General features: G+C 61.1%; 14 protein-coding genes. 4 read left to right on the top strand and 10 right to left on the bottom strand.

Annotated features, from left to right (window positions below):
- Window positions 1–23 precede the first annotated feature (23 nt).
- Window positions 24–200 (bottom strand): glycine zipper domain-containing protein, encoded by a 177-nt coding sequence (locus K3180_RS11900; protein WP_221541169.1) that lies wholly within the window; start codon window positions 198–200, stop codon window positions 24–26.
- A gap of 4 nt (window positions 201–204) precedes the next feature.
- Entirely contained in the window at window positions 205–2,277 is a 2,073-nt protein-coding gene (gene ligA, locus K3180_RS11895; RefSeq protein ID WP_221541168.1) for an NAD-dependent DNA ligase LigA, read from the bottom strand.
- 91 nt (window positions 2,278–2,368) lie between these two features.
- Here ligA and K3180_RS11890 point away from each other — a divergent pair, with 91 nt between their 5' ends.
- Window positions 2,369–2,860: a DUF2165 domain-containing protein gene (locus K3180_RS11890; RefSeq protein ID WP_221541167.1), complete on the top strand. Its 492-nt coding sequence runs from the start codon at window positions 2,369–2,371 to the stop codon at window positions 2,858–2,860.
- Here the strand turns inward: K3180_RS11890 and recN are convergent.
- The 5 genes from recN to proB form a co-directional block, all read right to left on the bottom strand.
- A complete protein-coding gene (gene recN / locus K3180_RS11885; protein ID WP_221541166.1) occupies window positions 2,857–4,521 on the bottom strand; it encodes a DNA repair protein RecN in 1,665 nt (554 codons plus the stop codon). The two genes, K3180_RS11890 and recN, sit on opposite strands and share 4 nt — an antisense overlap.
- A 54-nt stretch (window positions 4,522–4,575) precedes the next feature.
- A complete protein-coding gene (locus tag K3180_RS11880) occupies window positions 4,576–5,598 on the bottom strand; it encodes a TerC/Alx family metal homeostasis membrane protein (RefSeq protein WP_221541204.1) in 1,023 nt (340 codons plus the stop codon).
- Window positions 5,599–5,772: 174 nt separating this feature from the next.
- The gene (locus K3180_RS11875; protein ID WP_221541165.1) at window positions 5,773–5,946 is read right to left on the bottom strand and encodes a DUF465 domain-containing protein; all 174 of its coding nucleotides are present in this window, start codon (window positions 5,944–5,946) and stop codon (window positions 5,773–5,775) included.
- 234 nt (window positions 5,947–6,180) lie between these two features.
- Window positions 6,181–6,981 carry an outer membrane protein assembly factor BamD gene (locus tag K3180_RS11870; protein WP_221541164.1) on the bottom strand — a complete coding sequence of 267 codons (801 nt, stop codon included), beginning with the start codon at window positions 6,979–6,981 and terminating at the stop codon, window positions 6,181–6,183.
- Window positions 6,982–7,048: 67 nt separating this feature from the next.
- Complete coding sequence (proB, locus tag K3180_RS11865) at window positions 7,049–8,197, bottom strand: glutamate 5-kinase (RefSeq protein ID WP_221541163.1); 1,149 nt, start codon at window positions 8,195–8,197, stop codon at window positions 7,049–7,051.
- A gap of 153 nt (window positions 8,198–8,350) precedes the next feature.
- Between proB and K3180_RS11860 the strand changes: the two genes are divergently transcribed.
- From K3180_RS11860 to K3180_RS11850, 3 genes are all read left to right on the top strand, one after another.
- Window positions 8,351–9,193, top strand: coding sequence for a pyrroline-5-carboxylate reductase family protein (locus tag K3180_RS11860; RefSeq protein ID WP_282098564.1), 843 nt, complete (start codon window positions 8,351–8,353; stop codon window positions 9,191–9,193).
- Window positions 9,194–9,236: 43 nt separating this feature from the next.
- The gene (locus K3180_RS11855) at window positions 9,237–10,502 is read left to right on the top strand and encodes a glutamate-5-semialdehyde dehydrogenase (protein ID WP_221541161.1); all 1,266 of its coding nucleotides are present in this window, start codon (window positions 9,237–9,239) and stop codon (window positions 10,500–10,502) included.
- Window positions 10,503–10,722: 220 nt separating this feature from the next.
- Window positions 10,723–11,406, top strand: a complete 684-nt coding sequence (locus tag K3180_RS11850) for a hypothetical protein (RefSeq protein WP_221541159.1) — start codon at window positions 10,723–10,725, stop codon at window positions 11,404–11,406.
- Between the two features lie 198 nt (window positions 11,407–11,604).
- Here K3180_RS11850 and K3180_RS11845 read toward each other — a convergent pair whose 3' ends face one another.
- From K3180_RS11845 to K3180_RS11835, 3 genes are read right to left on the bottom strand one after another with little or no spacing between them, the layout of a single operon-like run.
- Window positions 11,605–11,859: a hypothetical protein gene (locus K3180_RS11845; protein ID WP_221541157.1), complete on the bottom strand. Its 255-nt coding sequence runs from the start codon at window positions 11,857–11,859 to the stop codon at window positions 11,605–11,607.
- A gap of 30 nt (window positions 11,860–11,889) precedes the next feature.
- Entirely contained in the window at window positions 11,890–12,780 is an 891-nt protein-coding gene (locus K3180_RS11840) for an HNH endonuclease (protein ID WP_221541155.1), read from the bottom strand.
- Between the two features lie 20 nt (window positions 12,781–12,800).
- Window positions 12,801–13,352 (bottom strand): hypothetical protein, encoded by a 552-nt coding sequence (locus K3180_RS11835; protein ID WP_221541153.1) that lies wholly within the window; start codon window positions 13,350–13,352, stop codon window positions 12,801–12,803.
- Window positions 13,353–13,455: the final 103 nt, after the last annotated feature.

Here is a 13,455-nt window from a genome sequence, read left to right as displayed (position 1 = left end):
ACAATGGTTTCCGACAAATTATTCTAGTCCTTGCTGTCGGGCTCGGAGCCCTCGTCTTCGTCGTCGCCGCTCCGGGAAGCAGTGACACTGAAAGCCGCACCCAAGGCGACACCCAGCGCCATGCCGAGGGCAATCGAATCGAAAACCACCCAGAACATCACACCGAAGACAAGCCCAAGTGAGATACCTTGTGCGTTCATCCTGTCACCCCGCCGCGGCCACGATTTCCGCCCAGCCCGCCTCGTCGATCACTTCGATGCCAAGCTCTGCCGCCTTCTTGAGCTTGCTACCCGCGCCCGGCCCCGCGACGAGCAGGTCGGTCTTCGCACTGACAGAGCCGCTGGCCTTGGCGCCCAGTCGTTCGGCCTGCGCCTTAGCTTCGTCACGGCTCATGGTCTCCAGCTTGCCGGTGAACACCACCGTTTTGCCGCTGACGGGGCTTTCCCTTGTCTCCACCACATATGGCGGGGGCGAGACTTCGGAGAGGATATCGTCCCACACCTGCTTGTTGTGATCTTCGTGGAAGAAATCACCCAGCGCCTCGACGACTGCGCCGCCGATGCCGTCGATCGAGATCAGTGACGCCGCAGCCTCCTCGTCACCCGCCCGCGCCGCTTCCGCGGCTTCGCGCAAGGCCGGCAGCGTATGGAAGTTCTTCATGAGGTCCCGTGCGGTTACTGTACCGACGTGGCGAATGCCGAGGCCGAAGAGCAACCGCGCAGCATCGGGCTCACGCCGCGCTTCTATGCTATCCACAAGGTTGTCCACAGACCGCTCCTTCCACCCGTCGAGTGCCAGAATGGCGTCACGGCGCTGGTGGAGGCGGAAGATATCGGCAGGGCTTTCCAGCCATCCGAGCGCGAAAAACTGGTCGATCGTCTTCTCGCCCAGGCCGTCTATATCGAGCGCACCGCGACTGACGAAATGTTTAAGCCTTTCCGTACGTTGAGCAGGACATATGAGACCGCCTGTGCAGCGCACATCGACCTCGCCCTCTTCCGCCACGGCCTCGCTGCCGCATTCCGGGCAATGATCGGGGAAGTTGAACGGCTCTCTTTCGGCCTCGCGAGTGAGGTTATCCACAAGCTGTGGAATAACGTCACCCGCACGCTGGACCACCACCCGGTCGCCCGGGCGCACGCCGAGCCGCGCGATCTCGTCACGATTGTGTAGCGTGACATTGGTCACAGTCACCCCGCCCACCAGCACAGGCGCCAGACGCCCCACCGGGGTGAGCTTGCCTGTCCGCCCGACCTGGATATCGATCGCCTCCAGCGTCGTCTCGGCCTGCTCCGCGGGAAACTTGTGCGCCAGCGCCCAGCGCGGCGCCTTGGCGACGAAGCCGAGGCGCTGCTGCCAGTCGAGCCGGTCAACCTTGTAGACGACACCGTCGATTTCATACGGAAGATCAGGTCGTTCTGCCGCAATCTTATCGTAATGGGCGAGCATTCCGTCGATGTCATGCACGCGCGCGAACAGCGGCGACACCGGAACGCCCCAGCTTTCAATCCTGCGCACCATTTCTTCCTGTGTCGCCCCTGGCACCTCGCTTGCAGCACCCCAGCCATGCGCCCAGAATTTGAGCGGACGCTTTGCCGTCACGCTGGCATCCTTCTGGCGCAGCGAGCCTGCGGCGGCGTTACGGGGATTGGCAAAGAGCTTGCCTCCCGCCTCCTCCTGCGCAGCATTAAGCGCGAGAAAGTCCGCCTTGGACATATAGACCTCGCCGCGGATCTCGAAGACATCCGGCACATCGCCGTCGAGCTGCTGCGGAATGTCGGCAATATGCGCGACATTGGGCGTTACATCCTCGCCGACCTGCCCATCCCCGCGCGTGGCTGCACGGACCAGCCTGCCGCCCTCGTAGCGGAGCGAGCAGGATAGCCCGTCGATCTTGTCCTCGGCGGTGATCGCCACCCGCTCGCTGTCATCCAGCGCAAGAAACCGCCGCACGCGCGCCACCCATTCCTCGACCTCCTCCGCAGAGAAGGCATTGTCGAGGCTCATCATGCGAACCTCGTGGCGAACCTTGGACAGCGGCGAGGCGGCGATTTCGTGCCCCACCACTTTCGAAGGCGAATCCGCGCGAACCAGATGCGGGAAAGCCGCCTCCAGCTCCGCATTGCGCCGCACCAGAGCGTCGAACTCGGGGTCGGTGATCTCGGGCGCGTCCTTGGCGTGATAAAGCTTGTTGTGCTTCGCGATCTCACGCGCGAGCCGCATCAGCTCATTGGCTGCATCGGCTTCGGTGATGTCCACAGGCTTGCTCGCGGGCATTTGGTCGATTCCCCTTTCCCTCGCTATGCATGAGCCAGCGCAACGGGAAAAGTGCCGCAAACGGGTCGTAGTTCAACCGGTGGGGGAAACCATGATCGACCGTGCATTAAAACCGCTGTTTGTCGCCATTTTCGGCCTGATGGCACTGCTATACGTGATCCATAACATCATCAATCTCGACGCTGCCTACGGCGCCGTCGGCTATGTCCTCGGACTTGAGAACAACGCCGTTTTCACGAACAGCCTTCTGCCCGCAATCGACACGGGCGCTGTTCCAATCTTCGCCTGGATCATCTTCCTGTTCGAGATCGCGACCGGCCTGATTTGCCTGTGGGGCGCATGGAAACTCTGGAGCGCACGCGGCAGCGACGCGGAAGGATTCGAAGGCGCCAAAGGCATGGCGAAACTGGGGCTCGGCCTTGGAGTGGTCACCTGGTTCGGCCTTTTCGGCACCTTTGGCGGTGCTGGCTACCAGATGTGGCAACACGAAATCGGTGCAGGCTCAATGGGCGATGCCTTCAAATTCAGCGTCTGGGCATTGCTGGTGCTGCTATATGTCGGGCAGAGGGAGAGCGCGACCTAAACCCCCTCCAGCAACCGATCAGCCTGCGCCCTCGCCTCTGGCGTAACTTCTGCGCCGCTCAGCATACGCGCGATCTCTTCCTGGCGCCCCGCATCATCCAGCAACGCAACGCTTGTGCGCGTGACGGTACCGTCGGAGGTCTTGGCAATCATGTAATGCGTGCGGCCGCGCGCGGCAACCTGCGGGCTGTGCGTCACGGCGAGCAGTTGACCACCCGAGGCCAGTCTTGCGAGCCGCTCGCCGATGGCGCTCGCCACCGCACCACCCACGCCGCGGTCGATCTCGTCGAAGATCACCGTCGCCGCCCCGCCCTGCTCTGCAAGCGCGACTTTCAGTGCGAGGATGAAGCGCGAAAGTTCGCCGCCGCTGGCGATCTTGTTGAGCGGCGCAAAATCCGCCCCGGGGTTGGTGGCGATGAGAAATTCCACGCTGTCCATGCCCTGCGGCCCCCAGCGTTCTTCGGGCAGTTCGGCCACCGCCGTCCTAAAGCGTGCCGCATCGAGCTTGAGCGGGGCAAGTTCGCGCGCCACCGCTTCGTCGAGCCGTAATGCCGCCGCCACGCGGTTCGCATGGAGGGCCTGGGCCTCTGTGCGATAGCGCTTGCCCGCCTCCGCCGCCGCTGCTTCCAGCGCATCAAGCTCGGCTTCCCCGCTTTCGATGGAATCGAGCTGGCCGCGCATCCTGCGCATGACTTCGGGCAGTTCGTCCACTTCGCAGCGGTGCTTGCGGGCCAATGCGCGCAGTTCGAACAGGCGGGTCTCGGCCTCCTCCAGCGCCGCTGGATCATGCACCAGCGCTTCGGCCGCGGCTTGCAGCTTTTCTTCTGCCTCGCCCGCCTCGATCACGGCACGGTCGAGCGCGCCGAGCGCCTCGGCAAGCAGAGCGTGTTCGGGCGCTATCCGGTCAAGTTTGCGCGCCGCTACCCGCAGTGACGCAAGCGGCGATTCCGAACCTTCCCAAAGATGCCGAAGCTCCTCGAGATCGCCGGCCAGCCGCTCGCCCTTCTGCATATCAGCACGCGTTTCGGCGAGGCGCGCCTCCTCGCCGGCCTGCGGCTCGAGCGTGGTCAGTTCGGCCAGATGCGCCAGCAGCAGATCCTGGTCGAGCTTGGCCTGTTCCAGCGCCCCGCGAGCTTCGGCAAGCTGGCTTTCGGTGGCGCGCCATTTCGACCACGCCTGCTCCACGCGCGCCGTTTCCGCCCCGGCAAACCGGTCGAGCAAGGCACGGTGGCCGCGCGGATTGACCAGCCCGCGATCGTCATGCTGTCCGTGGAGTTCCACCAGAGCACCGGCGATGTCGCGCAGCAGGGCCACGCCCACGCTCTGGTCGTTGATGAAAGCCTTGCTGCCTCCATCCGCCTTCAGCTGGCGCCGGATGATCAGCGGTTCGCCCTTTTCGATCTCGATATCTGCATCGTCGAGCGTTTCTGCGATGGCATCGGGCAAGGCAGCGAATTCGAAACTGGCCGAAACGCTCGCCTTGTCCTCGCCCGCGCGGACCAGCCCGCTATCGGCGCGGTTGCCCAGCACCAGACCCAGCGAATCGAGCAGGATCGACTTGCCCGCCCCGGTTTCGCCGGTCAGCACCCCAAGCCCGCGCCCGAAATCGAGATCGAGCGCCTCGATCAACACGATATTGCGGATGGAGAGGCGGGTCAGCATTTCCGGCATTTCCTAGCCTAGCCGCACCCGCCCGTCATCCTTTCCCGTGCAGTTTCAAACAGGCGGGCGCTCTACCCCTTCCGCCGGTTCGGCAGGCCAGTCTTTCTCTTCCCCGGTCCCTGTCTTCCACAAAGAGTAAAGAACGCCCGCAGCAATCAGCGCAAAAGTGACACCAAGGCTGATCCACGCCGGGAATTTCTCGCCGCCCAGCAGGAAGTCGGCGACAAAGATTTTGGACCCGATGAATACCAGCACCGCTGCCAGCGCATATTTGAGGTAGTGGAACCGGTGCACCATCGCAGCGAGCGCAAAGTAGAGCGCGCGCAGGCCGAGGATGGCGAAGATGTTCGAAGTATAGACGATGAAGGTATCGGTCGTGATGGCGAAGATCGCCGGCACGCTGTCGACCGCGAAAACGAGGTCGGCGAGATTGATGACCACCAGCGCCAGGAACAGCGGAGTTGCCGCGCGCACCATCTTGCCGGTCTTCTCATCCGGGACCTTCACGAAGAAATGCTGTGCATGCAGTTCCTTCGTCACGCGCATGTGATTGCTGATCCACCGCACCGCAGGGTTGTTGCCGACATCCATCGGCTCGTCTCCGGCGAAGAACATCTTGATCCCGGTCACGATCAGGAAGGCGGCAAAGAGGTAGAGCACCCAATAGGCCTCGGCCAGCAATGCCGCGCCGCCCGCGATCATCAGTCCGCGCAGAACGATCACCGCCATGATACCCCACAGCAGCGCGCGGTACTGATATTTGGCGGGGATGGCGAAATAGGTGAAGATCAGGCTGATCACGAAGACATTGTCGATCGACAGCGCCTTTTCGATGAAGAAGCCGGTGTAATATTGCATCCCGGCATCCGGCCCTCGCTCAAACCAGACCCACGCGCCGAACAGCATGGCGACGCCGATATAAAAGGCCGACAGCTTGAGGCTCTCGGATATGCCGAGTTCCTTGTCCTCCTTGTGGAGCACGCCGAGATCGAACGCGGTCAGGATGATGACGATGGCCAGGAAGGCGGCCCAGAACCACACGGGGGTCCCGAGCCAGTCCTGCGTGAGGAATTCGATCATACTACATTACCCTTGGAAGCTGGTATCGAGCGGCAGCATGGTGCACCCGGAAAAGACAATTCCGGCAGGCGGCATCGACCACCCCGATCCTTGATTGGAAATACGGCGATGGGCAGCCGCCGCCTGCGCTATGGGGAACTTGCGCGGCGACGGCCCCCGTGGCCTGCCGTGTCAGGCAGGTTTGCCGTGTTTCGCAAGTCGATGAAGCGCTTCTTTGACACGCAGCTTCATGTGTTTCAGGCGGGATATCTCGCCGGGATCGGGCAGCATCTTGCGCAATTCCATGCGCAGCCGCTCGTCGATCCGCTGGTGAATCTGCGTCAGTCTGAAGGTTCGGGCCGTCATTTTCGGTCTCCATGATCGAGATGAAATCGATCGGACAACCGATGGGCCATCAGGCTGGGAGGGGAGGAAGAGGGGCCTGCCAGCACGCATCGGTTGTCCGATGCGGTCCGACATCACGTGAGCTGGAAAGCGCACGCCAGAGGGGCCCGGTCCGCATTTCCTAAATGCGCCAGGATCACTCCGGTTTCAAGTCTTGGCGAGGAATTTTTTGACGGCGGGACCGCCCTACGTGACCTAGCTTGCTGCCACGCCAGCAGCGTGGTCCTCGATCAGTTCGTAAGCTTTCTCGTACCATTCGTTGCCGGGATAGTTTGCGCCCAACACGGCAGCGTATTTCACGGCTTCGGGGCGGATACCCAGCGCCAGGCTGCTTTCCACGAGGCGATAAAGAGCCTCGGGCGCATGGCTGGTCGTCTGGTATGTATCGATCACGTTCTGGAAACGGATCTGCGCGGCAATCCACTTGCCCGACCGCTGGTAGTAACGCCCGATCTCCATTTCCTTGCCCGCGAGGTGATCTTCGACGAGATCGATCTTGAGGCGGGCATCCGAAGCATATTCGGTCTGCGGGAAACGGCGATTGACTTCACGCAGTGCAGTCAGCGCCTGCTCGGTCACTTTCTGGTCGCGATGGACGTCGCTGATCTGCTCGTAATAGCTGAGCGCGATAAGGTAATAGGCGTAAGGCGCGTCCTGGTTGCCGGGATGGATCGAGAGGAAACGCTGCGCCGAAGCGGTCGCCTTGTTGTAATCGGCGGCGACATAATAGCTGAATGCGCTCATCAGCTGCGCGCGGCGCGCCCAGGGCGAATAGGGATGCTGACGCTCGACTTCGTCGAACAGGGCAGCCGCCAGTTGCGGCCTTCCGCGATCCAGTTGCCGCTTCGCTTCCGAATACAGCGTTTCCACATCGCGCGCGACATAGGCGGTATCTTCCGGCTGATTGGTCCCGCCGCCGCAAGCGGCAGTGAATGCAGTGGCTGCGGCGAGTGCACCGAGGGCGAGCGTGCGGCTGATACGCGAATGGGTCGTCATAGGGCCGAGCCTATAGCCACGGCTCCGCTGAACGCCAAGTGAAGTTGTGCCCGCTTTCCCCGCCGGTTCATAACTCGTTGATCGTCTCGGGGGCGTCCCACAGGAGATGACGCGTCTCCAGCAGGACGAGATTGTTGCTGCGGACGATTTCCCCACGGGTCTTGTAGCCAAGCAACTGCTCCGCTTCCGTATCCGGATTATGGGTCAGGACGCGCAGTTCTTCAGAGGTGAAATCGGACAGGCCGCGAGCGCGCTCGATCCCCTTGCTGTCGTAAATGTGGAGGACATCACCGCGGGTGAAATCCCCATCCATCGAAATTATGTCGCCCCGCCGGATCGGCCGCTTGCCCTCGGCGAGGGCGTCCGCCACCGCTTCCGCGACGACAAGGCTGCCTGCCATTTGCAGGCGGTTGGCAATCCAGCTGTCCCAGCCCGATAGGGGATTGGGATGTGGCAGGACCTTGGTGGCCCGGCGGCTTCCATCAAGCACGGTCGATAGCGGACGATCGACCTCCCCCTGCGCGATCCAGGTGGTGACGCCGGCTTCCTGCGCCATGTTGGCGGCCTGAAGCTTGGTTTCCATCCCGCCCGTGCCCAGCGTGCTCTTGCCCTTGGTCGCCGCCATAAAGGGGGCCACCTCGGTCACTTCGGGGATGAACTTGGCTTCGGGGTCATCGGGATTGCGGTCGTAAAGGCCGTCGACGCCGGTCAGGATGATGAGGTCCGTCGCGCCGACCATCTGGGCGACTTTGGCAGCCAGTCGATCGTTATCGCCGACGCGGATTTCCTCCGTTGTAATCGTATCGTTTTCGTTCACGATCGGCATCACGTTGGCTTCGAGCAGACGGTGAACGGTGTTGCGCGTGTTGAGGAAGCGGCGGTGATCCTCGAAATCGCCGAGGGTCAGCAAGACCTGCGCAATTTCGAAGCCGAATTCGTGGCCTACCTGCTTGTAAGCATTGAGCAACAGCGGCATCCCGCAGGCAGCGGCCGCCTGCTTGTCGGATATTCCTGCGCTTTCGGGCGTTTCCCCGATAATGCGCAGGCCGAGCGCGACCGATCCGGACGAACACAGGATCACGTCATTTCCCTGCGCGCGCAAATTCGCAACGTCTTCGAGGAGGCGCTGGAGGAAACCGTAACGCGGAGTCAGCATTTCCTGGTTGGCGAGGAGCGCCGAACCGATTTTGACAACAATATTACGTTTCTGGGTCATATAATGAAAATGTGCCTACCTTGAAATTTCTGCTATACTACGTAGATAGAGATGGTGCAGTGCACAACCGGATTTTTCAAATTATCGAACTCGCAAGAACTTTATAGAAATGAGCCAAGAAACGTTTAAGACTTCAACGTTCTTTATTGTAGATTGAACCAAAAGCAAGAATTACACAAAGCGCCCGGAGCGCGGAAACGGAATTCTAAAATCGTAAACTCTATTCTTATTATCGGCTGCGGAAAAATGGGCTCCGCTTTACTTTCGCAATGGGTCCACGGGGACGAGTCCATTACCGTCGTCGACCCCATGGCGGGCGACCTTCCGGACGGCGTTAAACTCGTCCGCGAACGCAGCGAAATCTCGTCCGAAAGTTTCGACTGCATTGTCGCCGCCGTCAAGCCGCAGCTGATTGACGAAGTATTGCCCGACTATGCCGAAAACCTGGCGGAAGGCGGGTATGTCCTGTCCATAGCGGCGGGTTATTCCGCATCTCGCCTGTCGAAACTGATGGGCGATGCCCCCGTGGTCCGGACAATGCCCAATCTTCCCGCTGCGATCGGCCGCGGCGTGAGCGGCCTCTGCCCCGGCCCCCATGCGACGGACGATCACATGAAGCACGCGCAAGAATTCATGGGCCGTGCGGGCACTACCATAACCGTCGACAGCGAAGAGAAGCTCGACCGTGTTACCGCAGTCGCAGGCTCGGGCCCCGGCTATGTATTCGAAATCGCACGTGCCTATGCGGAAGCTGCGATGGCGCAGGGGTTCGACGAGGAAGAAGCACGCGAAATGGTGCTCGGCACCATCGGCGGCGCGATTGCCATGGCCAGCGAACCCGGTGCAGCAAGCCTCGAGGATCTGCGCAATTCGGTGACCAGCAAGGGTGGCACCACAGCTGCCGGCCTGAATGCGCTAAACGGCGACAATGGCCTATCCGACCGCCTGCATGCTACACTGCAGGCAGCCTACGACCGGGCAGTCGAGTTGCGCTGAAACCGAAGCGCCTCCAGCCCACCACGAGACGAAGAGAGAACCCATGAACGACCAGACCCTAGACCCGCAGATCCACATTACCACGCTCGGCCAGAACGCACGCAAGGCGGCGCGCGGCCTGCTTTCCGCCAGCACCGAGGCCAAGAACACCGCTCTGCGCGAAGCGGCCAAGGCATTGCGTGCGGCAACGCCCGAACTGCTCGAAGCCAATGCCGAAGACGTGAAGAGCGTCGAAGACAAGAAACCCGACAGCTTCATCGACCGCCTCAAGCTGACCGAAGACCGCATCGAAGGCATGGCCTCGGCGCTGGAAGAAATCGCCGAACTGCCCGATCCCGTCGGCCGCGAACTGGCTACCTTCGAGCGGCCCAACGGCCTTTCTATCCAGCGGGTGGCGGTGCCCATCGGCGTGATCGGCATGATCTACGAAAGCCGCCCCAACGTGGGCGCCGATGCCAGCGCGCTGTGCCTCAAGAGCGGTAACGCCGTAATCCTGCGGGGCGGCAGCGAAAGCCGTCACTCCACCCGCGTGATCGTGGAGTGCATGCGCAAGGGACTCAAAGCCGCAAGCCTGCCCGAGGACGCCGTCCAAACGGTCGGCACGACCGACCGCGCCGCCGTTGCCGAGTTGCTCAAGGCAGATGAATTCATCGATCTCGTCATCCCGCGCGGTGGCCGGGGCCTTGTCGAACTGGTGCGCGACCAGGCCAGCGTCCCCACCCTCCTCCACCTCGACGGCAATTGCCACAGCTATGTCCACGAGGCGGCCGATCTCGACAAGGCAGCCGAAGTCATCCGCAATGCCAAGCTGCGCCGCACCGGCGTGTGCGGGGCCACGGAGAGCATCGTGGTCGACCGTTCGGTGGCGAAGGACTTCATCCCGCGGCTCACCAAGATCATGGGCGGCGATTGCGAATTGCGGGGCGACGAGGAAGCCGTTGCCATCGATTCCAGCATCAAGCCCGCAACCGAGGCCGACTGGAACACCGAATATCTCGATCCCATCGCCTCGGTGAAGGTGGTCGGCGGACTCGACGAAGCGATCGATTGGGTCGACACTCACTCTTCCCATCACACCGACGCAATCATGACCGAGGATGACGAGGCGGCACGCCGTTTCATGACCAGCATCGACAGCGCCATTGTCATGCGCAACGCCAGCACGCAGTTCGCCGATGGCGGCGAATTCGGCATGGGCGCGGAAATCGGCATCGCCACCGGCAAGATGCACGCCCGCGGCCCGGTCGGGCTGGAGCAGCTGTGCAGCTTCAAATACCTCGTCCACGGCCAGGGCCAGACGCGTCCATAACGCGCTACGGCCCCGCTGCCTGAGCGCGGGGCTGTAGGGTTTCGCCTGCGGGCGATCCTATTCCGCTTTCCTACGCGCTGCCGCACCGCCCATTTCGGCGCTTTTCCTACAGGAGCGCCCGCATGACCCGCCGCAAGGACCCCGCCGAAACCCGCACCCCCGTCGCCGCAGAGGACCTCCCTTCGTTCGACACCGTCCCCGTCAAATACCGGCACGACGGGTGGACGCCCGCCAGCGCGCCTTTATCGGAGCGCTTGCCGATACGGGCTGCGTCACCCGCGCCGCGCGTTATGTGAACATGAGCCCCGAGGGCGCCTATTACCTGCGCCGCCGCCCGGGCTCCGAAAGCTTCCGCCGCGCGTGGGAGGCCGCGCTGGACCTCGGCGTGCAGCGGCTGAAGGACATCGCCTTCGAACGCGCGATCGAGGGCCAGCTCAGCCCCGTCTTCATCGGCGGCAAGCTGAAAGGCTTCCGCCGCATCCGCAACGACCGGCTGCTGATGTTCTGCCTGCGGATGAACGCCCGCGACGAACGCGGCAAACGCCTCTCCGCGAGTTACTTCGACTCACAAACAAACCACCCCGCCTCATTCACTACTCCCGCCCTCACCCGGGCCGAGAAGGACGACATGAACGCCGCGATCGTCGAACATTTCGATCCGGTGGACATGAGCCTGGACGAGATCGAGGCCATGCAGACCCAGCTCGCCGAGATCGCGCAGCGCAAGCGCGCCGAGGCAGACGGCTCGCCCGAGCATAATGAGGATGCGTCCTTCCTCCAGCTCGGCCACGGGAAGGACTGGAAAGCAATGGGCGAGCTGGAAGACCTGATCGAGGTCGAGGACGAACTGGAAGAGTGGAACGAGGATGAAGACCACTGGCGGGCCAATCCGGGGAGGGGGTGAGGAAGCAGTGACGCGACTTCCGTTGTGCACTAGTCCGGTCCGCGATCAGCGGACCGCAAGGCCGACCGGCCGCCCGAGCTTATGCGAGGAAGCCAAGCGATGCGGATGCATCGCGCCCGGCGTTTGAGGGCGTAAACAAAGAACCTACTCTTTAGTTAGCAATCGTGGAACGGCGCGTGACGGCGCAGGCGATAAGCTTCAGTCGTAACCCTCCCAGTGCTTCCGAATAAGCTCAAATGGTTGGCCGTTCGAAGGCTCACCGGTCATAATTCCGATCCCGAAACTTTCGCTATCGTCCGGGTACAGACCCATCACATGTTCGAGAAAGTAGCGATACCGTCGACGATGTTCCTCATTCATCACCCAGACCCATTCATCGGCTTCGCCGGAAATTCCCGACACCGCCCCAGTCATTTCACGGTGATAGTCAAACATCTCATTCTCGTCGCTCATCGAACCGGCTCCGTGCCAACATATTTAGTGCTAGAAGCCGTGGAACCCGCGGTGCCACGACAAGAACTTCGGGTGCGGTCGATAGGACTCAATCTCCGGCGCCTTTAGCTTGCCCGTCGAATTGATGATCGCCTCGACACCCTCACGGTCATTGACCTTTCGATGCACGATAATCTCAAGATCATCCCTGAAACCGATCAATCCTCGGTCGAACATCCAATGCGCGGTGCCAGATAAAGCAAGGCCGTTACGCACGCTGTCAGGGCCGCCATGCTCGACCGGGCGGATATGTGCGGCCTGCGCTTCCAACCGGCCACCGCCATTGACCAGCTTCCAGCCTGTCACCGCACAACGGCCATCATAGGCGTGCATCACCGCACGGCGGAAAGCGCGGTCGCGGAACGGCTTGGAGACGAGTGACTGGACAATGGGCCGCTCGATTTCGAACGGTGTTTGATGTTCGCGAACACGGTTATCGTCGACCACTTCGTCATCGCTGCGAGGCAAAAAGTCCTCATCCGGCAGGCCGAGCGAAATAATCCGTGCAAAGTCGGATTGCGAAAGCGGGCGGACGGCGGCTTGGGCGCGGCCAGATACTTTGCCTTCGTCATTGAGAACACCGCGCTCAACCTGCTCGCCATTCACAATATGCGGCACGGTCGGCTCGAAAGGCAGATAGCTACCTTTCTCGATGATCGCGCGGTAGCGGTCAGGCTCTGTTGGGTCGGGTATGATTTCCCCGACCTTCGCCACTGCAAAGAAACCTTTAGAGTTCGGAATTTTGACTGGCTCGCGATAGACGATCCAGTCCCCGACCATCTGCTCGGCGCGACTGAGATAGCTTTTCGGAAACTGGTAATGCACCTCGGGGATGTCGTCGTAGATCGACCCATCTTTGTGCATAAAAACGCCGAAGGTCATGATCGTTTCGTCAACGGCGGCTAAACGACGATTGACCGGTAGAGTGGATTTTGTAGCGGTTCCTTTCCAGCAATGAGTTCGAGCAGCGCAGCGAACCGTGCTCCAAACTCATGCGACTTTCGGCGCCACTGATCCTCATTGGCCTCAAAATCCATCAGCGCCGTAGCCTTATCTTTATGATTCAATTCAAGAAACGCCGAGTAGTCTTCAAGCAACGCACCCGCTTGGTCTGTGATTTGCGCCAAGTTTAGCGCCGTCGAGAAGGTCTTGCCATCTCGAAGATCGGTAAGGCGCTGGACCGGCGTCAAACGAGAAGTCTCAACCACATCGTCGGGAGATACAGTTTTATACTCGCTGAACTTGGCTAAAATATGCGCAATAGCGGAGAAGCAAGTCAAAATACGAAAGTATTTTAGTTTGAGATTTTTGATCCGCCAATCTCCACCACCCTTTTTCCGAAAATACTCATAATTGACGCAAAAGGTTCTCCACATCCGAAGTATGTCGTTGAACAGAAAGGCTGGCATGAAGCTTTTTTGGTTTTCGTCAAAATCTGCGAAGTAGCCACCCACAACCTTTCTTAGGAGCTTGTCGTAACTAGGCCCTGTTGACAAACTGGATTCACAATCGCTGCGAGATGTGATTCAAGATAGCTTTTGCGGAGGTTATCTTGGC

The organism is Qipengyuania huizhouensis (genome assembly GCF_019711635.1).
In the GTDB taxonomy this organism is placed as follows: Bacteria; Pseudomonadota; Alphaproteobacteria; order Sphingomonadales; family Sphingomonadaceae; genus Qipengyuania; species Qipengyuania huizhouensis.
This window is presented reverse-complemented; position numbering and strand designations above follow the sequence as displayed.

Excerpts from the sequence above, each read along its gene's own strand:
- K3180_RS11840 (WP_221541155.1), bottom strand. The coding sequence starts at position 12,780 with ATGACCTTCGGCGTTTTTATGCACAAAGATGGGTCGATCTACGACGAC.
- ligA (WP_221541168.1), bottom strand. The coding sequence starts at position 2,277 with ATGCCCGCGAGCAAGCCTGTGGACATCACCGAAGCCGATGCAGCCAAT.
- K3180_RS11845 (WP_221541157.1), bottom strand. The coding sequence starts at position 11,859 with ATGAGCGACGAGAATGAGATGTTTGACTATCACCGTGAAATGACTGGG.
- proB (WP_221541163.1), bottom strand. The coding sequence starts at position 8,197 with ATGACCCAGAAACGTAATATTGTTGTCAAAATCGGTTCGGCGCTCCTC.
- K3180_RS11870 (WP_221541164.1), bottom strand. The coding sequence starts at position 6,981 with ATGACGACCCATTCGCGTATCAGCCGCACGCTCGCCCTCGGTGCACTC.
- K3180_RS11900 (WP_221541169.1), bottom strand. The coding sequence starts at position 200 with ATGAACGCACAAGGTATCTCACTTGGGCTTGTCTTCGGTGTGATGTTC.
- recN (WP_221541166.1), bottom strand. The coding sequence starts at position 4,521 with ATGCTGACCCGCCTCTCCATCCGCAATATCGTGTTGATCGAGGCGCTC.
- K3180_RS11875 (WP_221541165.1), bottom strand. The coding sequence starts at position 5,946 with ATGACGGCCCGAACCTTCAGACTGACGCAGATTCACCAGCGGATCGAC.
- K3180_RS11890 (WP_221541167.1), top strand. The coding sequence starts at position 2,369 with ATGATCGACCGTGCATTAAAACCGCTGTTTGTCGCCATTTTCGGCCTG.
- K3180_RS11855 (WP_221541161.1), top strand. The coding sequence starts at position 9,237 with ATGAACGACCAGACCCTAGACCCGCAGATCCACATTACCACGCTCGGC.